Annotated in this window: 11 protein-coding genes; 5 read left to right on the top strand and 6 right to left on the bottom strand. The window is 69.9% G+C overall.

Going from position 1 to position 16,946, the window contains the following annotated elements; all coding sequences use genetic code 11:
- Window positions 1-101: 101 nt before the first annotated feature.
- The 4 genes from BMZ47_RS03845 (at window position 102) to BMZ47_RS03830 (ending at window position 4,236) form a co-directional block, all read left to right on the top strand.
- A complete protein-coding gene (locus tag BMZ47_RS03845; RefSeq protein WP_091858790.1) occupies window positions 102-1,298 on the top strand; it encodes a trans-sulfuration enzyme family protein in 1,197 nt (398 codons plus the stop codon).
- Between the two features lie 91 nt (window positions 1,299-1,389).
- On the top strand, window positions 1,390-1,875 hold the full coding sequence (locus BMZ47_RS03840) for a hypothetical protein (protein WP_007567046.1): 486 nt from the start codon (window positions 1,390-1,392) through the stop codon (window positions 1,873-1,875).
- A gap of 94 nt (window positions 1,876-1,969) precedes the next feature.
- Entirely contained in the window at window positions 1,970-2,899 is a 930-nt protein-coding gene (locus BMZ47_RS03835) for an AEC family transporter (RefSeq protein WP_007567045.1), read from the top strand.
- A 107-nt stretch (window positions 2,900-3,006) separates the two neighbouring features.
- Window positions 3,007-4,236, top strand: a complete 1,230-nt coding sequence (locus BMZ47_RS03830) for an acyl-CoA dehydrogenase (protein ID WP_091858787.1) — start codon at window positions 3,007-3,009, stop codon at window positions 4,234-4,236.
- Between the two features lie 195 nt (window positions 4,237-4,431).
- Here BMZ47_RS03830 and addB read toward each other — a convergent pair whose 3' ends face one another.
- Together addB and tcuA are read right to left on the bottom strand one after the other, a co-directional pair.
- Window positions 4,432-7,608, bottom strand: a complete 3,177-nt coding sequence (addB, locus tag BMZ47_RS03820; RefSeq protein ID WP_091858785.1) for a double-strand break repair protein AddB — start codon at window positions 7,606-7,608, stop codon at window positions 4,432-4,434.
- A 67-nt stretch (window positions 7,609-7,675) separates the two neighbouring features.
- A complete protein-coding gene (gene tcuA / locus BMZ47_RS03815; RefSeq protein WP_091858781.1) occupies window positions 7,676-9,175 on the bottom strand; it encodes an FAD-dependent tricarballylate dehydrogenase TcuA in 1,500 nt (499 codons plus the stop codon).
- 117 nt (window positions 9,176-9,292) lie between these two features.
- On the opposite strand from tcuA, the gene BMZ47_RS03810 reads away from it, so the two are divergent.
- Complete coding sequence (locus BMZ47_RS03810) at window positions 9,293-9,946, top strand: GntR family transcriptional regulator (RefSeq protein WP_091858778.1); 654 nt, start codon at window positions 9,293-9,295, stop codon at window positions 9,944-9,946.
- A 224-nt stretch (window positions 9,947-10,170) separates the two neighbouring features.
- On the opposite strand, the gene tcuC is transcribed toward BMZ47_RS03810, so the two are convergent.
- From tcuC to BMZ47_RS03785, 4 genes are all read right to left on the bottom strand, one after another.
- On the bottom strand, window positions 10,171-11,478 hold the full coding sequence (tcuC, locus tag BMZ47_RS03800; protein ID WP_091858772.1) for an MFS transporter: 1,308 nt from the start codon (window positions 11,476-11,478) through the stop codon (window positions 10,171-10,173).
- Window positions 11,479-11,502: 24 nt separating this feature from the next.
- Entirely contained in the window at window positions 11,503-12,885 is a 1,383-nt protein-coding gene (locus tag BMZ47_RS03795) for a 2-hydroxycarboxylate transporter family protein (RefSeq protein ID WP_091858769.1), read from the bottom strand.
- Between the two features lie 271 nt (window positions 12,886-13,156).
- Complete coding sequence (locus tag BMZ47_RS03790; RefSeq protein ID WP_091859006.1) at window positions 13,157-14,758, bottom strand: porin; 1,602 nt, start codon at window positions 14,756-14,758, stop codon at window positions 13,157-13,159.
- Between the two features lie 508 nt (window positions 14,759-15,266).
- Window positions 15,267-16,874, bottom strand: a complete 1,608-nt coding sequence (locus BMZ47_RS03785) for a porin (protein ID WP_091859003.1) — start codon at window positions 16,872-16,874, stop codon at window positions 15,267-15,269.
- Window positions 16,875-16,946 lie beyond the last annotated feature (72 nt).

Below are 16,946 nucleotides of genomic sequence, written 5' to 3'. Positions count from 1 at the left end.
TGGGGGCCGGCTTTCGGCAAAGAGGAGGCGGGGTCAAGGCACAGGTTGCAGGCGCGCATGCGCCGTGGCACGCGCCTGCCTCCATCCGCCGGAATCGCCAGATGTCAGAGCCTAACGCGCCGCAACGGGATACGGATAGCGGCACGCCGGCGGGCTTCTCCCGCCGCAGCCTCGCCGCGCAGGCCATGGGGCGGATCGAGCCCGAGACCCGCGCGGTGGTGATGCCACTGCACCTCTCCACCACCTTCATCCGCGATCCCGACAACGGCTATTCCTCGGGCTATTGCTACGCCCGGCCGGACAACGCCACGGTGCGCGAGGCCGAATCCGTCCTGGCGATGCTGGAGGGCGCCGAGGCCGGCGCCCTGCTGTTCGGCTCCGGCATGGCGGCGGCCACCGCCGTGTTCGGCGCGCTGGAACCGGGCGACCACATCGTTGCCGGCACCGTCATGTACTGGGCGCTCAAGCGCTGGCTGCGCGAGGAGGCGCCCCGGCGCGGGCTGGGCCTGACCTTCGTGGAGACCGACGACACCGAGGCCCTGCGCGCCGCGATCGAGCCCGGGCGGACCAAGCTCGTCTGGATCGAGACCCCCGGCAACCCGCTCTGGACCGTGACCGACATCGCGGCCGCCGCCGAGATCGCCCATGCCGCCGGGGCCCGGCTGGCGGTGGATTCCACCGCAGCCTCGCCGGTCCATACCCGGCCGCTCGAGCTCGGCGCCGACATCGTGATGCATTCCGGCACCAAGATCCTGAACGGCCATTCCGACGTGGTGGCGGGCGTGCTGGCGGGCGCCAAGGCGGACGCGTTCTGGGAGCGGATCCGCGGCATCCGCGCCGGCAGCGGCGGCATCCTGGGTCCGTTCGAGGCCTATCTGCTGATGCGCTCGCTCCGGACCCTGCACCTGCGCGCGGCCGCGCAATCGGCCGGCGCCCTGCGGCTCGCCGAGCGTCTGAGCCTGCACCCGCATGTGAGCCACGTCCTCTATCCCGGATTGCCGGACGATCCCGGCCACGCGGTGGCGCGCCGGCAGATGCAGGACGGCTTCGGCTTCATGCTGTCGATCCGGGTGGCGGGCGGCGAGGCCGGGGCGATCGCCACCGCGGCGCGGGTGCGGCTGTGGAAGCGCGCGACCTCGCTCGGCGGGGTCGAGAGCCTGATCGAGCACCGGGCCTCGGTCGAGGGCCCGGGCAGCCCCTGCCCACCGGACCTGCTGCGCCTCTCCACCGGCATCGAGGATACCGGCGACCTCTACGACGACCTCGACCAGGCCCTGCGCGGCGCGCACGGCGATTGATCGGCGCCGGCTTGGTGCCGAAGGCCGTCCTGGCGCGTTGTGCCGGCAACACCGCCGGCGCACGCCGCCCCAGACTGCGAGTCTCACCACCATGAAGGCCCACCGGACCGCCCATTTCCGCGCGCACCTCGCCGGCACGCTCGCGCTCCTGGCCCTCGGGTCCGGATCCGCTTGGGCCGACACGGTGCCGAATCTCGACGTGGAGACGACCTGCAAGTCGGCTCAGGTCGCCAACACGTCGATCAGCGACAAGGCCAATTACGACGGCTGCCTCCGCTCCGAGCGGGAAGCCAAGCGCGAGGCCGAGAGCCACTGGGGCAGCTACACCAACGCGGCCAAGCGCCAGTGCGAGAGCCAGTTCAAGGCGGGTGGCTACCCGTCCTATGTCGAGATGGTGACCTGCCTGGAACTGGCCTCCGGCACCGTGCCGACTCAGTCCGGCCAGGGCGGCACCGCTGTCGGCGGCCCGGGCTCTCCGAAGGACGTCAAGGCGCAGCGGGAGGGGGGCGCCAACCTCACCAAGGAGCCGCCGGCCAGCCAGCGCACGAACCCGATGGAAGTTCTGGAGAACAAGTAGGCCGGAAACCCGCCCCCGGATTCGGCCCGGGGGCGCAAAAGCCGGCATCGGCATGCTATGCGCGGGCCTCACCGCCCAGAGCCCCGCCGGATCCGTGAACGCCCTCGCCATCATCGCCCCGATCTTCGGGATCGTCCTGATCGGCTGGGGCGCGGCGCTCACCGGGCTCCTGTCCGACAAGGTCAGCGACGGACTCTCGGAATACGTCTTCGCGGTGGCGGTGCCGGCCCTGATCATCGCGACGCTGACCCGGCCGGGCATGACCGGCGAGGTCGCCTGGAGCTACTGGATCTCGTATTTCGGCGGCGCCGGCCTGTCCTGGTTCGTCGGCACCCTGATCGCCCGGCGGCGCGCCGGGATCGAGCGGCGCGGCGCAATCCTGCACGGCTTCGCGGCGAGCCAGTCGAACACCGTGTTCGTCGGCGTGCCGATGATCCTCCAGGCCTACGGCGAGGACGGCGCCTTCCCGCTGTTCATGCTGCTCGCCGTCCACCTGCCGCTGATGATGGGCTGCGCCACCTTCCTGATCGAGTCCGATTCCGGCCTGCCGGTCCTCGCTCGGATCCGCGGCCTCGCCCTGGTCCTGCTCAAGAACCCGATCTTCGTGGCGCTGATCATCGGCATGGCGATGAAGAGCCTCGGCGTGACCCCGAGCGGCATCCCCAAATCGCTGATCGATGCCTTCGCGGGCACCGCCTCGACCTGCGCGCTGGTGGCGCTGGGCGCCGGGCTCAAGCGCTACCGGGTGCTGTTCGATCTCAAGGGCGCCCTGGTGATCGCGGCCCTGAAGAACCTGCTGCACCCGCTGGCCGTGTGGCTGCTCGCCTTCCACGTCTTCAGGATGCCCACCGCCTATGCGGGCGTCGCAACTCTCTTTGCCGCCATGCCGGTGGGGATCAACGCCTACCTGCTGGCCGCCCGCTACCGGACCGAGACCGGGATGGTCGCGGCCTCCGTGCTGGTCTCGACCCTGCTGGCGCCGCTGACGACGCTCCTCTGGCTGACGATCCTCGGTCGGGCGTGACGCCGCGGCCCCGGCGTCACTGGGCGCGTTGGACGGCGGAGCGCATCGGTCTAGGGTAGCGCCAAGCGCGGGGCCGAAGCCCCATACCCTGTAGGCGAGGAAACCCCATGAACGCTCCGATGCGCCCCCCGGGCAGCGCCTCTCCGTCGGCCCCGGCCTCGGCCCGTTTCGTCTGGGAAGACCCGTTCCTGCTGGAGGACCAGCTCACCGAGGACGAGCGGGCGATCCGCGACGTGGCCCAGAGCTTCGCGCAGGAGCAGCTCCTGCCCGGCATCGTCGAGGCCTATGCCGAGGAGAAGACCGATCCCGGCCTGTTCCGGAAGATGGGCGAACTCGGCCTGCTCGGCGTGACCCTGCCGGAGGAATACGGCTGCGCCGGCGCCTCCTACGTCGCCTACGGGCTGGTGGCGCGGGCCGTCGAGGCGGTGGATTCCGGCTACCGCTCGATGATGAGCGTCCAATCCTCCCTCGTCATGTACCCGATCCACGCCTACGGCTCTGAGGAGCAGCGCCAGAAATTCCTGCCGAAGCTCGCCTCGGGCGAGTGGATCGGCTGCTTCGGCCTGACCGAGCCGGATGCCGGCTCCGATCCCGCCGGCATGAAGACCAAGGCGGAGAAGATCGACGGCGGCTACCGGATCTCGGGCGCCAAGATGTGGATCTCGAACGCCCCCTTCGCGGATGTATTCGTGGTGTGGGCGAAGTCCGACGCGCATGACGGCGCGATCCGCGGCTTCGTCCTGGAGAAGGGCCTGACAGGCCTCTCCGCCCCGACCCTGAAGGGCAAGCTATCTTTGCGCGCCTCCACCACCGGCGAGATCGTCATGGAGGGCGTCGAGGTCGGCGAGGACGCGCTGCTTCCCAACGTCTCCGGGCTCAAAGGTCCGTTCGGCTGCCTCAACCGGGCGCGCTACGGCATCTCCTGGGGTGCCATGGGCGCGGCGGAGGATTGCTGGCACCGGGCGCGCAACTACACGCTGGAGCGCAAGCAGTTCGGCCGCCCCCTCGCTCAGACGCAGTTGGTCCAGAAGAAGCTCGCCGACATGCAGACCGAGATCACCCTCGGCCTGCAGGCCTCGCTGCGGGTCGGGCGGCTGATGGACGAGGGCAAGATGGCCCCCGAGATGATCTCGCTGATCAAGCGCAACAATTGCGGCAAGGCCCTCGACATCGCCCGCACCGCTCGGGACATGCACGGCGGCAACGGCATCATGGGCGAGTACCACGTGATGCGCCACGCCCAGAATCTCGAGACGGTCAATACCTACGAGGGCACCCACGACGTCCACGCGCTGATCCTGGGCCGGGCCCAGACCGGGTTGCAGGCGTTCTTCTGAGACTTGGGGTCCGGGCCCCTCGCCCACCCCGCCATCTCTCACCCCCCCTCATCCTGAGGTGCGGCGCAGCCGCCTCGAAGGAGGCCTCCAGGGATCGCGCGGCCGGCTGGAGGGCTCCTTCGAGGCCTCCGCTGCGCTCCGGCGCCTCAGGATGAGGGCCGGGGGTCGGATGGATCGGTGTCGGCAGGAACGCCGCTACTCGCCACCCTCCTCCCCGCCGAGCGACCATTCCAGCACCCGCGCCAGGTGGTCATACGCCCCGTACTGGCTGGCATATTGCGGGTAGGGCCGGGCCGTGTAGGCGGCCTCGCCGGTGAGGAAGCGGGCGATCAGGCCCTTCAGGCGGGTGGCATGCTCGGCCACGATCGCCTCGACGCTGCGCTCCTCGCCGCGGGGCGGCTTCACCGGGGCCGGGACGAACGGCTTCCGCCCGCCCGAGGCGTGGACGTAGAGCAGGTCCGGCGTGGTCTTCACCGCCGGCAGGCCGTCGAAGGCGCCGTGCATCAGCATCGCCGCCTCCAGGGTGAGCTGCGGCGAGAAGCCGGAAAAGATCATCTTGGCCGAGGGCGGCGTGCCGGTCTTGTAATCGACGATGCAGGCGCTGCCGTCCGGGCGCAGCTCGATCCGGTCGGCCCGGGCGCGGAGGGTGAAGCTCTCGCGGCCCATGGGGATCACCCAGCGCCCGGAGACCTCCGGGTGGATGCGCCTCAGGCCCGGCCGACGTTCCGCCTCCCAGGCGAGATAGGCCGCGGCCATGCGCTCGTAGCGCGGCCACCACTCCGCGTAGAGCTCCGGATAGGTGTCGGCGATCTCACCGAAGGCATTGGTGGCGATGGCGAAGAGATGCTCCTCCGGCCGGCGGGGCAGGCCCTCCGGATGGAGCCGGGCGAATTCCGCGAAGATGTCGTGGACGAGCGAGCCGCGGGTGGCGACGCTCGGCACCGCGGCCAGCGGCTCCAGGGGATCGAGCCCGAGCACGTGGCGAGCGAAGATGCTGTAGGGGTCGCGCACCAGCGTCTCGATCTCGGTGACGCTGAGCGAGCGCGGGAACAGGGCCGGGTCCGGCTTCGGCGCCGGGCGCTTCAGCCGCTTCTCGGACGGGGCGGCGTCGAGGCGGGCGGCGAGGCCGGTGAAGCGCCGTCCGGCTTCCAGCACCGTCTCCCAACGGGCATCGCCGGACAGCGCGCGCAGGCGCTGGATCAGGCGGGACGGCACGGTCGGCGAGCCCTCGCGCTTGAGCGCCCGGGTGATCACCGCGTCGCGGCAGCCCAGCGCCTGCACGAAATCGTGCGCCATCTGGCCGAGGCGCCGCTCGGGCGGGTTGAGGCCGACCCGCTCGCGCATCGGCCGGTTGAGGAAGGCGTCGGTCAGGGTCCGCACCGGCCAGACGCCCTCGTCGAGGCCGCCGAGCACCACTCGGTCCACGGACAGCAGCCGCGCCTCAAGCAGGCCGAGGATGCGCAGGCGCGGATGCGGCGCCTCGCCGGAACAGCCGACTAGGCGCTCCCGGGCGAGCGAGGTGAAGAAGGTCGCGTAATCGTCGAACCGGCCCGGCATCAGGCCGGGCTCGGCCATCTCCAGATCGTCGAACAGGGCGTCGAGGCAGGACAGGGAGCCGTCCTCGATCGCCTCAGGCGCGTCCTCCGGGCCGGCGATCAGCCAGTCGCAGGCGGCGCGATGGAGCGCAGCAACGGCGACGAGATCGCACTCGCCGGCCCCGTCCGGGCCGGGAAACGCGGCGAAAACCTGATCCAGCCGTTTGAGCAGGTCTTCCGCGAGGTCCCAGTCGATATCCTTCAGGCGGCGCTTGGCCCGAGGGCGGCGCTCCGGCGGGCCGACGCGCTCGGCCGCGAGGGCATTCCGCAGCCCGGAAAAGCCCGGGGCCGGGACGGGGCCGCGCAGCAGCCCGATCTCCAGGGCGGCCGCGCCGCGCACCACGTCGGACCGGGGCAGGCCGAGGCGGACCATCGGGTGCGAGAGCAGCGCGATCAGCCGGGCCGGGATCGCGTCGGCCTGGTTGCGGGCGAGGTCGGCGGCCAGCTCCGCGGTGAGCCGGGCGAGGCGTCCGGCGGGGCTCCCGGCGAGCGCCAGCCCGGCCGAATCCTCGGCGACGATGCCCCAGCGCAGCAACTCCACTGCGACCCGGCCGGCGAGCCCGCGATCGGGGGTGACCAGAGCCGCGGTGGCGCCGGGCACCTCAAGGGTCTCGCGCAGGGCGAGCGCCGCGACCAGGGCCTCCTCGCGCTCGTCGGCGGCCTCGGCCAGAGCGAGCCCATCGAGGCCGCGCTCGGCGATCGCGTCCCGCTGGCCCGGATCGAGATCGGCCCAGGTATCGGTGGTGTCGGCCGGGCGCAGGGCCTGCGACAGCAGCATGGACCGGGCCGCCTGGCCGCCATCGGGATCGCCCAACGCCACGATTTCCGCCCGCGACAGGGCGAGGTTGTCCGGCCCGAGCAGCCGGTGCAGCACCGCCTGGGGATGCCCGTGGGCGATCACCCGCGAGAATCCCTCACCGGTGTCGATGCCGGACCAGCCGGCCTCGTCGAGGTCGAGATCGAGCCCGGGCAGGACCACGGCGCCCCGGGGCAGCTTCGCCACCGCCGCGATCAGCCGGGCCGTGGCGGGCACGGAGCCGAGCGAACCGGCGACGATCACCGGATCCGTCGGCGCGGTCCGGGCGAGGCGCTGGCCCTCGGCGAGGACGAGGCCCCGGGCGCGGGCGACCGGATCGGACAGGCCGCGCTCGGCCAGCAGCTTCGGCCAGTTCTCCGCGGCGATCTTCACGAAATCCAGGGTCAGGCCGAAATAGCGCGAATACTCGGCCTCCACGGCGGCGCCGATCTCCGACCAGGGCAGGCCCTCGACGGTGAGCGCATCCATCAGCCGCTCGAGATCGCCCGCCAGCCCGACCGCGTCGGCCGGCGAGGACGGCACCAGGAACGGCACCTCGGCATCCAGCGGCAGCAGGGTGCGGTCCACGGTCTGCGCCCAGGCCTGGACCAGGCGAGCGAGGATCAGCCGGCGCTCCAGGGGCGGCATCGGCGTGCTGAGCGGATCGTTGTCCTCCAGCTGCGGCTCGGAGGCGAGGTCGAGCTCGGCCTCGTCGGCCTCGCCCAGCGGGATCATCCGGGGCAGCAGCGCCGCGTAGCCCGGCGCGCCCCTCTCATGCGCCCGCCGACCGAGCCTTTCGGCCAGGATCGCGCCGAGCGCCCGCGCGGCGCGGCGGGTCGGCAGGTAGATCGTGACCGCGGCGAGCGCCAGCGGATCCTCCGCCACCGGCCCGACCAACCGGCCGGCCAGCAGCGCCTCGGCAAGCGCCGGCAGGAACGGGACGCCCCGGGTGATGGTGAAGACGGCCTGCCGGTCTGACATGGAGCGCCTTGTACGCGCGCGCGGCGGGCCGGGACAGGGGCGTGCGACGCTGGAGAGGGGCGGACGCCTACGCCCCCCGCGCCGCCGCGGCGGCGCCATAACCGGCCCGGCGGCCGAAGACGACGCCGGAGGTCAGGCCCGAGCCGCCGGGATAGCCGTTGAAGAACACGCCGCCGACCATCTCGCCGCAGGCGTAGAGGCCGGGGATCTCGCTGCCGTCCTCGCGGCGGACGCCGCCGCCCTCCCCGACCTCGACGCCGCCATACGTGAAGGTGATGCCGCCGGTGACCGGATAGGCCTTGAACGGCCCGGTCTCGATCGCCTGGGCCCAGTTCGACTTCGGCAGGGGAAGCCCCTTGGTGCCGCGGCCGTCCTTCACGGTGGGGTCGAACGGCACGGTGTCGTCCACGGCCGCGTTGAAATCCGTAATCGTGCGCTTGGCCGCCGCGCGGTCGATGCCGTCGAGCTTGTCGAGCAGACCGTCGAGGGTGTCGGCCTCGACGAAATGGGCGTCGTGGAACCGGTACTCGCTGTAGAGCAGGTGATCGACCTTGGCGTCGAAGATCTGCCAGGCGACGTGGCCGGGCTGCTCCAAGATCGAACGGCCGAACTGGGCGTAGGTGTAGTTGCGGAAATTCTTGCCCTCGTCGACGAACCGCTCGCCGTTCGCATTGAGCATCAATCCCAAAAAGTAGCAGATCTTGCGGTAGTGCTTGCGCTCGCCGTGGGGCAGGAAGAGGTTGCCGTAATCGGGGGTGTGCAGGTCCATCGGGGTGGCGTGGCAGCCGCCGTAGAAGCCGTGCGGCTTGGCGCCGAGCGCCAGCGCCATCTCCAGCCCGTCGCCGCGGTTGTGCGGCGTGCCGCGCACCCGGGCCTTGTCCCAGCCTTCGCCGATGAAGCGGGTGCGCAGCTCGGGGTTCGATTCGAAGCCGCCGCAGGCCAGGATCACCGCTTTCGCCCGGAACGCGCCCTGGGGCGTCTCCACGCCGACGACGCGATCCGCCTCCACGATCAGCCCGGTGGCCGGGCAGCCGTAGCGGATCTCGCCCCCCGCCTTGGTGAAGGCTTCGAGCTCGGCCCGGGCGAGGCCGAACCCCTCGTCGTGGGTGGCGAGCGTCAGGCCGCCCCAGAACACGAAGCGCCCGTCCTTCTCGAAGGATTGCCGAGAATAGATCGGCTCGAACTTCACGCCCTGGGTCGAGAGCCAGCGCAGGGCCGCGCCGCTCTCGTCGATCAGGATGCGCTGCTCGCGCGAGAGCGGCCGTCCATCGTTGAAGCCGAGCAGGTCGGATTCGAAGGTCTCGGCCGTGTAGGCGCCGAAATCGGTGCGCGGCAGGCGCGCATCTTCCGGATCGGCCAGCAGCGGGATCAGGTCGTCGTTGCCCTGATAGACGAACCGCATGGCGCCGGCCGTGTAGGCGGTGTTGCCGCCGGCGAGATCCGGCTCCGCCTTCTCGATCATCAGCACCGAGGCGCCGCGCTCCAGGGCGGCGAGGCCCGCGCTCATGGCGGCGTTGCCGGACCCGACCACCACGACGTCCCAGGATTCCGCGCGACGCTCCTGCATACCCGCCTCCGCTCCGTGATCTCGATTTCGCAAATTGTATACGCTCGCATGCAATATCCGGCAAGCGTTCCGGACGTTCCGGTTTCGCGCTAAGGCCCCGGTCGAGGAGAGCCGGACATGAAGGCGAGCGAGTCGGAGCGCTCCAACGGCGCCGCGGCCTATGAGCGGCTGCTGCGGGCGATCGAGGAGGGCGAACTCGCTCCCGGCAGCCGCCTGCGCGAGGCGGAGCTGGCCGAGCGGTTCGCGATCAGCCGCACGCCGGTGCGGGAGGCGCTGGGCCGGCTGGAGGCGCAGGGCCTCGTCGCGCACGAGCCGCACCGGGGCGCCAGCGTGGCGCAGCTCGATTACGGGCAGGTCAGCGAGCTCTACGACATGCGCGAGGTGCTGGAGGGGACGGCGGCCCGGCTCGCCGCGATCCATGCCAGCGCGGTCGAGACCGAGATCCTGGAGGAGATGATCGCCCGCGACCGGACGCTGACCGGCGACGCGGCGGCGCTCGCGCGCAACAACCGGCTGTTCCACCGGCAGATCCACGCGGCGGCGCGCAACCGCTTCCTGCAGGGTACCCTGGAGACGATGCGCCTGTCGCTGGTGCTGCTGCCCGGCACCACGACGCTGGCCGCCCCGGAGCGCGCCGGCGAATCCCTCGACGAGCACGCCGCGATCATCGCGGCGATCCGCGCCCGTGACGGCGACCGGGCCGAGGCGGCGGCGCGCGCCCATATCCGCGCCGCCTTCAAGGCGCGGATCCGGATCTGGCAGGGGGTGTAGTCCGGCGCCCTGAGAGGCTGTGAGAATTTAGCGTGTTCGACCCGTGACATGCCCCCTCTCCCGTGCGGGAGAGGGTTGGGGTGAGGGATGCGCCTTCTCCGGAGGAACCTGTCCCCTCATCCTGTCCCGCTCCCGCACGGGAGAGGGACCCGCGACCCATCCGGAAGCGCAGGTCGCTCCGTGGCTTTAGCAGCGCTCCCCAGCGTCGATCGACAAAAAGCCGCTCAGGCGTGGGCCGGGACTCGAGCCTCCCGCGGGCCGCCCCGGAACAGGGCGAGCGTGGCGACGATCCCGCAGGCGGCGGCCGCCATGAGCCAGTAGCTCGGCGCGGCGCGGTCGCCGGTCTGGTCGATCAGGTAGGTCGAGACCATCGGGGTGGCGGTGCCGAACAGGGCCGTGGCGAGGCTGTAGGCCAGGGAGAAGCCGCTGGCCCGGACATGGGCCGGCACGACCTCGGACAGCGCGACGATCATCGCGCCGTTATAGACCCCGAAGAAGAACGACAGCCACAGCTCGACCCCGAGCATCTTGCCGAAGGTCGGATCGGCCACGAGCCAGTGCAGGGCCGGGTAGGTGGTCAGCAGCGACAGGACCGAGATCGTCAGCAGCACCGGCTTGCGCCCGACCGCGTCCGAGAGCGCCCCGCCCACGGGCAGCCAGATGAAGTTGGTGATCGCCACGCACAGGGTGACGATCAGGCTGTCGGTCTCGGTGAGCTTGAGGACGTTCTTGCCGAAGGTCGGGGTGTAGACGGTGATCATGTAGAAGGTCACCGTGGTCATGGTCGACAGCATCATGCCGAGCAGCACGGTCCGCCAATTGGCGGCCACCGTGGTGAGGATCTCGCGCGTGCTCGGATGATGGGTCCGCCGGGCGAAGTCCTGGGTTTCCTGCAGGGAGCGCCGGATGAAGAAGATGAACGGCACGATCAGGCAGCCGATGAAGAACGGGATCCGCCAGCCGAAATCGCCGATCTGCTGCTTGGTCAGGTAGGCGTTGAGCCCGTAGCCGATCACGGCGGCGAACATGATCGCCACCTGCTGGCTCGCCGACTGGAACGCCGTGTAGAAACCCTTCCGCCCGGGGGTGGCGATCTCGAACAGGTAGATCGAGACGCCGCCGATCTCGACGCCGGCGGAGAAGCCCTGCAGGAGGCGCCCGGCCAGCACGATCAGCGGGGCGGCGAGGCCGATCGTCCCGTAGCTCGGGCAGAAGGCGATCAGCACCGTGCCGCTCGCCATGATCGCCAGGGTGACGATCAGCCCCTTCCGGCGCCCGATCCGGTCGATATAGGCGCCGAGCACGATCGCCCCGAGGGGCCGCATCAGCGCGCCGAGCCAGAAGGTCCCGAAGGTCAGGAGCAGCTCGGTGGTCTCGTTGCCCGAGGGGAAGAACGCCCGCGAGATGTAGCTGGCGTAGAACCCGAACAGGAAGAAGTCGAACATCTCCAGGAAGTTGCCGCTCGTCGAGCGGAGGATCGCACCGATCCTGGATTGCAGGTTCGCCTCGACGGCGCCCGGATCACCGGCCATGACGCAACGCTCCGGAGTTCAAGGTCATACGCCGATCCATTTCATCGCGATGATCGTCCCGGTCACGGTGAGCGCGCCGCCGATCCGGGTGGCGATCTGGGCGAACGGCATCAGCGCCATGCGGTTGGCGGCGGTGAGGATCGCCACGTCGCCGGTGCCGCCCTGGCCGCTGTGGCAGGCGTTCACGATGGCGGTCTCGATCGGGTACATCCCGAGCGCGCGGCCGACGAAAAAGCCGGTGACCATCAGCGTCGACACAGTCGACACGATGGTGATCAGGTTCACCAGGGTGAAGGCCGCCATCAGCTCGTTCCAGGGGGTGAGCGCCACCCCGATGGCGAAGAGCAGCGGGTAGGTCATCGAGACCTGGACGAACTTGTAGACCACGAAGCCGCCGGCCTGGAGATGGGGCGACACGGCGCTGCCGAGCTTGGCGAACACCGCCAGGAACAGCATCGCCACCGGCGCCGGCAGGCCGACGAGGTGGTGGGCGATCACCCCGAGCAGGTAGAGGGTGATGGCCGTGAGCCCGGCCGCGCCGATCGTGGCGGCGTCGATCTGGCCCCGCGCCGCCTCGGAGCGGGCCTGCGCGTCGCTCGATTCCATGCCCTCGTGGCCGGGCTGGAGCCGGCCCTCGCCGGTAAGGTGCGGATAGCGCTTGCCGACGGCGTTGAGGGTGCCGGAGAAGATGATCGCGGTGAGCGAGCCCAGCATCACCGGCGGCAGCACCTGGGCGAAGACCACGCCCTGCTGCTGGCCGAGGATTGCGGCGTAGCCGATGGAGAGCGGGATCGCGCCCTCGCCGACGCCCCCGGCCATGATCGGCACGACGATGAAGAAGAAGGTCTTGTAGGGCCCGAGCCCCAGGGCCGTGCCGACCAGGGTGCCGACGATGGCGGCCGCCACAGAGCCGGCGGCCAGCGGGGCGAAGATCTTGAGGAAGCCCTTGACCAGGACGTCGCGATCCATGCCGAGGATCGAGCCGACGATGATCGTGGCGATGTAGATGTAGAGGAAGTTGGTGAACTTCGTGAAATCGAAGATCGCCTTCTCCATCTGGGGCGGGATCAGCTTGTAATAGACCAAAGCCGAGGGGATGAATGTCGCGAAGATCGCGCCTGCGCCGATGTTGCGCAGGACCGGGAGCCGCTTGCCGATCTCGGCGCAGGTGAAGCCGCCCATGACAAGCACGGCGATCATGGTCGGCCCGTCCGGCTTGACCTCGCCCTCCTGGACCAGGACCACCAGCAGGATCGCCAGGATGACGTAGAGCGGCAGCGGGATGATGCCGATCTTCATGTCGACCAGGCGCCACCAGCTCTCGGGCCAGAACCGGCCTGCGCGGCGCGCGGCGCTCACGGTCTCAGCCGGCGCCGGCACGGGGCTGGTCGAGGCGGAACTGGTCATCGGCTTCCTCCGGACTTCCGACCACGAACGGGCCCTTCCGGCCTTCGCCGCGCGGCCCCGGTCGCCCCGACGGTCGCGACCTGGGCCGCGCGGTCGGCGGAGAAAAAGTCGAATCCGGCGTATCAGCGCCTGCACAGGGCGGCAACGCGATCAACGGAACAAAGCGCGCCACCTGTATTGGGGACGGGGATTAAACCGGCACCTCCTTTCGTCGCCCGGACATACGCTCGAGACCGGCGCCGGGCTCGAGGCCCCGCGCCGGCCTGTCGGATCAGAAGTCGCGCTGCACGCGGAAGCGGACGTGGGTCATCGAATCCTGCGTCGCGGTGCGCGGAACGAAGGTGCCGGCGTTGATGCCGGCCACATTCGCGTAGGCGGTCGGGCTCTTGTCGGCGTCGATCACCCGGCCGTTCCGCACGCCGATCTGGGTGTAGAAGGCCTCGACGCCGATATCGAGATCGGTCACCGGCGACCAGATCAGGCTGCCGCCGAGCACGAACTGGTAGGTGTCGCGCAGGGCCTGGCTCAGCTGGTAGAACCGGGTGCCCGGGACGCCGACGGCGTTGCTGCCGAACACGGCGGTGCTGCTCGGGCTCACGAGGCTGTAGAGCGCGCCCTGGGCCAGGCGGGCACCGGCCGAGAAATCCTGCTCGCCGTAGGAGCCGAACAGCGCCGAGCGCCATTCCGGCGACCAGTAATGCAGGTACGACGCGACCGCCGAGAAGCTGGTCGAGGTCTGGAGCTGGCCGGTGAACGGGTTGATTGACGCGTCCGCGAAGTATTGCTCGAACTTCTGCGTGTCGAAGCCGGTGTTGGATTGCCGGTAGCAGCCGGCGATCATGCAATAGCCGGCGTAGCTCTGCGCGCCGTTGGCGTAGGCCCCCTGCAGGTAGAGGGTATCCCCCGGGGCAATCGACGGCAGATTGAACTTCACGCCCCCTTGCACGGCCCAGCCCTGGACCGCGTTGGTGTGCGGGATCCCGGTCAGCACGCCGCCGGTCCCCGCGGCCGGCGCGGTGCTCAGGTTGCCGACATTGATCTCGTGGGTGGCGGCCGAGAGCTGGGCCGAGCCCCAATCCTGGTCGACCCGCAGGACCCCGACGAAATCGGGCAGCCGCGAGCGCTGGACGGTGTCGACGTTGCCGTAGCGGGACGGCACGTCGTTGGTGTAGCCGACGAAGACGGGCGTGACCGCGGCGGCGTTCGTGAACGGCGCGAAGACCGGCGAGCGGGTGAAGACCGGATCCTCGATCGACACGGTCGCCGACAGGCCGTTCCCGAAGGTGCCCGTGTAGGCGAGCAGGTTGGTCGACGCGTTGTCCGAGCCGGACGTGGCGCCGTAGAACTCAAAGTCGTGCGCGTAGAAATCGTAGAACGACGAGGCGCGACCGGCGGTGAGGCCGGCGAACTGGATGAACGCCTTGTCGACGTTCACGTATTGCTGCACGCGGCCGGCCTCATCGACGCCGGTGGCGCCGTAGGCCTGGCCGATGCGCAGCATCGTGCCGGAATGGATGACGCCCGTGCGCGAGGCGGCGTCGAGGCGCGCGAAGGCGCGCAGGGTGCCGTAGGCGGTCTGGGTGCGGGCATCGAGGTTGAAGCGCGCCAACCCCCGGTAGCCCGACGTGTCGCCGACAGCGCCCGGCTGGCGGCTGGACGAGGTCTGGTAGGCCCCCTCGAACCGGGCCCGGCCCGAGATGCGCAGGCAGGTATCGGTCCCCGGGATGTAGAAGAAGCCGGCCCCGAAGGCGGAGCAGACCCGGACATACGCGATCGGGGCCGCCTTCTTGACCGGCAGGTCGGCGGCGTGGGCGGATCCGGCCGCCGCGAGCGCGGCGGCAGAACCCAGCAGGGAACGCTTCAACACATTCATCAAGACCCCCAGAAGTTTGAAGCCGAGGACGGCAACGCTTCCCGTTTTCCCTGCCGAACGCAGGTTTGATTTGATTTTCTTATGTGAGATGGAAGATTTTTTCGGAGCAAAACGCCCGAGACTCATCTTTCACGGATCATTCTGCGATCCGTTCTTTTAGCTAGCAACGTTCATTCCACGACCGACACACACATTCATCATCTTGTTGCGGATCCGCAACAAAATACATATGGCTTCTTGTTCAAAAATATTCGACATCATTCGATAATAATTGGTCAGTTCGCGTCGAATGCGAACTTATATATCTTAGAACTATGCAATAACGCTCGCGCGATAATCGGATGACATTCGGCCAACGCACGGGCACGCCCGCCCATCGCAAAGGCCAGCCGAGCCCGGCCGGCGACGGAGCCAGGTCTGGGCGGACGCTCAGGCGGACCGGATCCGCGGACGGGGGCCGCGCGCCGCGGCCCCTCCGGCGAAGAAGGCCCGGCGCTGAGGGATCGAATCAGAAGTCGCGCTGGACGCGGAACCGGATCTGCGAGACCGAGTCCTGGGTCGCGGTGCGCGGCACGAAGGTGCCGGCGTTGATCGCGGCAATGTTGGCCGCGGAATAAGCCGTCGGGCTCTTGTCGAGGTCGATCGCCCGGCCGCTCTTCAGGCCGATCTGGGTGTAGTAGCCCTCGAGACCGATATCGAGGTCCTTCACCGGCGACCAGATCAGACTCGCGCCGGCGACGAACTGGTAGGTGTCCCGCAGGGCCTGGCTGAGCTGGTAGAACCGCGTGCCCGGCGCGCCGACGGCATTGGCGCCGAAGGGATTGCTGCCGGCGAGCGTGCTCGCGACGTTGAAGGCCGCGCCCTGTGCGAGACGGGCGCCACGGCCGAAGCTCTGCTCGCCGTAGGAGCCGAAGACGGCCGAGCGCCAGTCCGGCGACCAGTAATGCAGGTACGACGCCACCGCAGTGAAGCTCTGCGAGGTCTGCAGCTGGCCGGTGACCGGGTCGATCGTCGCGTCGGAGAAGAACTGCTGGAATTTCTGGCCCTGGATCGTCGCGGGGCTCTGGCCGGCTGAGCCGCTGAAGGTCGAATAGCCGGTGTAGAATTGCGCGCCGTCGCCATAGGCGCCCTGCAGGTAGAGGACGTCGCCCGGCGCGACGAACGGCGCGTTCAGCTTCACACCGCCCTGCACCGCCCAGCCCTGGACGCTCTTGGTGTGCGCGACGGCGGCGTTCGCGCCGGTGCCGAGCGCGATGTTGCCGACGTTCAGCTCGTGCGTGGCAGCCGAGATCTGGGCCGAGCCCCAGGCCTGATCGAGGCGCAGGACGCCGACGACATCGGGCAGACGCTCGCGCTGGATGCTGTCGATATTGGCAAAGCTCGACGGAACGCCGCGCGTGTAGCCCACGAAGACCGGGGCGACCGGCGACGTGCCCCCCGATGGCGCGAAGATCGGCGTACGCCGGAAGACCGGATCTTCCACCGACAGGGTCGCCGACAGCCCGCCGCCGAAGGTCGCCGTGTAGGCGAGCAGGTTGGTGGAGGCGACATCCGAGCCGGCGGTCGCGCTGGAGAGCTCGAAATCGTGGGCGTAGAAGTCGAAGAACGACGAGGCGCGACCGGCGGTGAGCCCGGCGAACTGGATGAACGCCTTGTCGACATTCATCACCTGCTGCACGCGGCCGTTCTCGTCGACGCCGGTCCCGATATAGGCCAGGCCGAGGCGCTCCTGGGTGCCGGAGCGCCCCACACCGGCCGCCCCCGCCCGGCTGCCGGCATCGAGGCGCACGAAGGCGCGCAGGGTGCCGTAGGCGGTCTGGGTGCGGGCATCGAGGTTGATGCGCAGCAACCCTCGATAACCCGACGTGTCGCCGCTGTTGGTGCCGGCCTGGCGGGTATAGCTGGTGATGTAGCCGCCCTCGAACCGGGCGCGGCCGGAGACCCGCAGGCAGGTATCGGTGCCCGGGACGTAGAAAAAGCCGGCGCCGTAGGCCGAGCAGACGCGGACATACTCGATTGGCCCGGCCTTCCTGACCGGCAGGTCGGCCGCACGGGCGGATCCGGCCGCCGCGCAGGCGACGGTCGATCCGAGCAAAGCATACGCCACCAGTCTCATCAACGGCCCCAATATTTGCGCGTCGAACGCGTGTCGCTCCGGCCGGGCCCACGGGTGCAGACCGTTATTCCG

The organism is Methylobacterium brachiatum (assembly GCF_900113845.1).
Lineage (GTDB): Bacteria > Pseudomonadota > Alphaproteobacteria > Rhizobiales > Beijerinckiaceae > Methylobacterium > Methylobacterium brachiatum.
This window is presented reverse-complemented; position numbering and strand designations above follow the sequence as displayed.

Coding starts and splice junctions, on each gene's coding strand:
- BMZ47_RS03845 (WP_091858790.1), top strand. CDS start 102: ATGTCAGAGCCTAACGCGCCGCAACGGGATACGGATAGCGGCACGCCG.
- BMZ47_RS03840 (WP_007567046.1), top strand. CDS start 1,390: ATGAAGGCCCACCGGACCGCCCATTTCCGCGCGCACCTCGCCGGCACG.
- BMZ47_RS03830 (WP_091858787.1), top strand. CDS start 3,007: ATGAACGCTCCGATGCGCCCCCCGGGCAGCGCCTCTCCGTCGGCCCCG.
- addB (WP_091858785.1), bottom strand. CDS start 7,608: ATGTCAGACCGGCAGGCCGTCTTCACCATCACCCGGGGCGTCCCGTTC.
- tcuA (WP_091858781.1), bottom strand. CDS start 9,175: ATGCAGGAGCGTCGCGCGGAATCCTGGGACGTCGTGGTGGTCGGGTCC.
- BMZ47_RS03810 (WP_091858778.1), top strand. CDS start 9,293: ATGAAGGCGAGCGAGTCGGAGCGCTCCAACGGCGCCGCGGCCTATGAG.
- tcuC (WP_091858772.1), bottom strand. CDS start 11,478: ATGGCCGGTGATCCGGGCGCCGTCGAGGCGAACCTGCAATCCAGGATC.
- BMZ47_RS03795 (WP_091858769.1), bottom strand. CDS start 12,885: ATGACCAGTTCCGCCTCGACCAGCCCCGTGCCGGCGCCGGCTGAGACC.
- BMZ47_RS03790 (WP_091859006.1), bottom strand. CDS start 14,758: ATGAATGTGTTGAAGCGTTCCCTGCTGGGTTCTGCCGCCGCGCTCGCG.
- BMZ47_RS03785 (WP_091859003.1), bottom strand. CDS start 16,874: ATGAGACTGGTGGCGTATGCTTTGCTCGGATCGACCGTCGCCTGCGCG.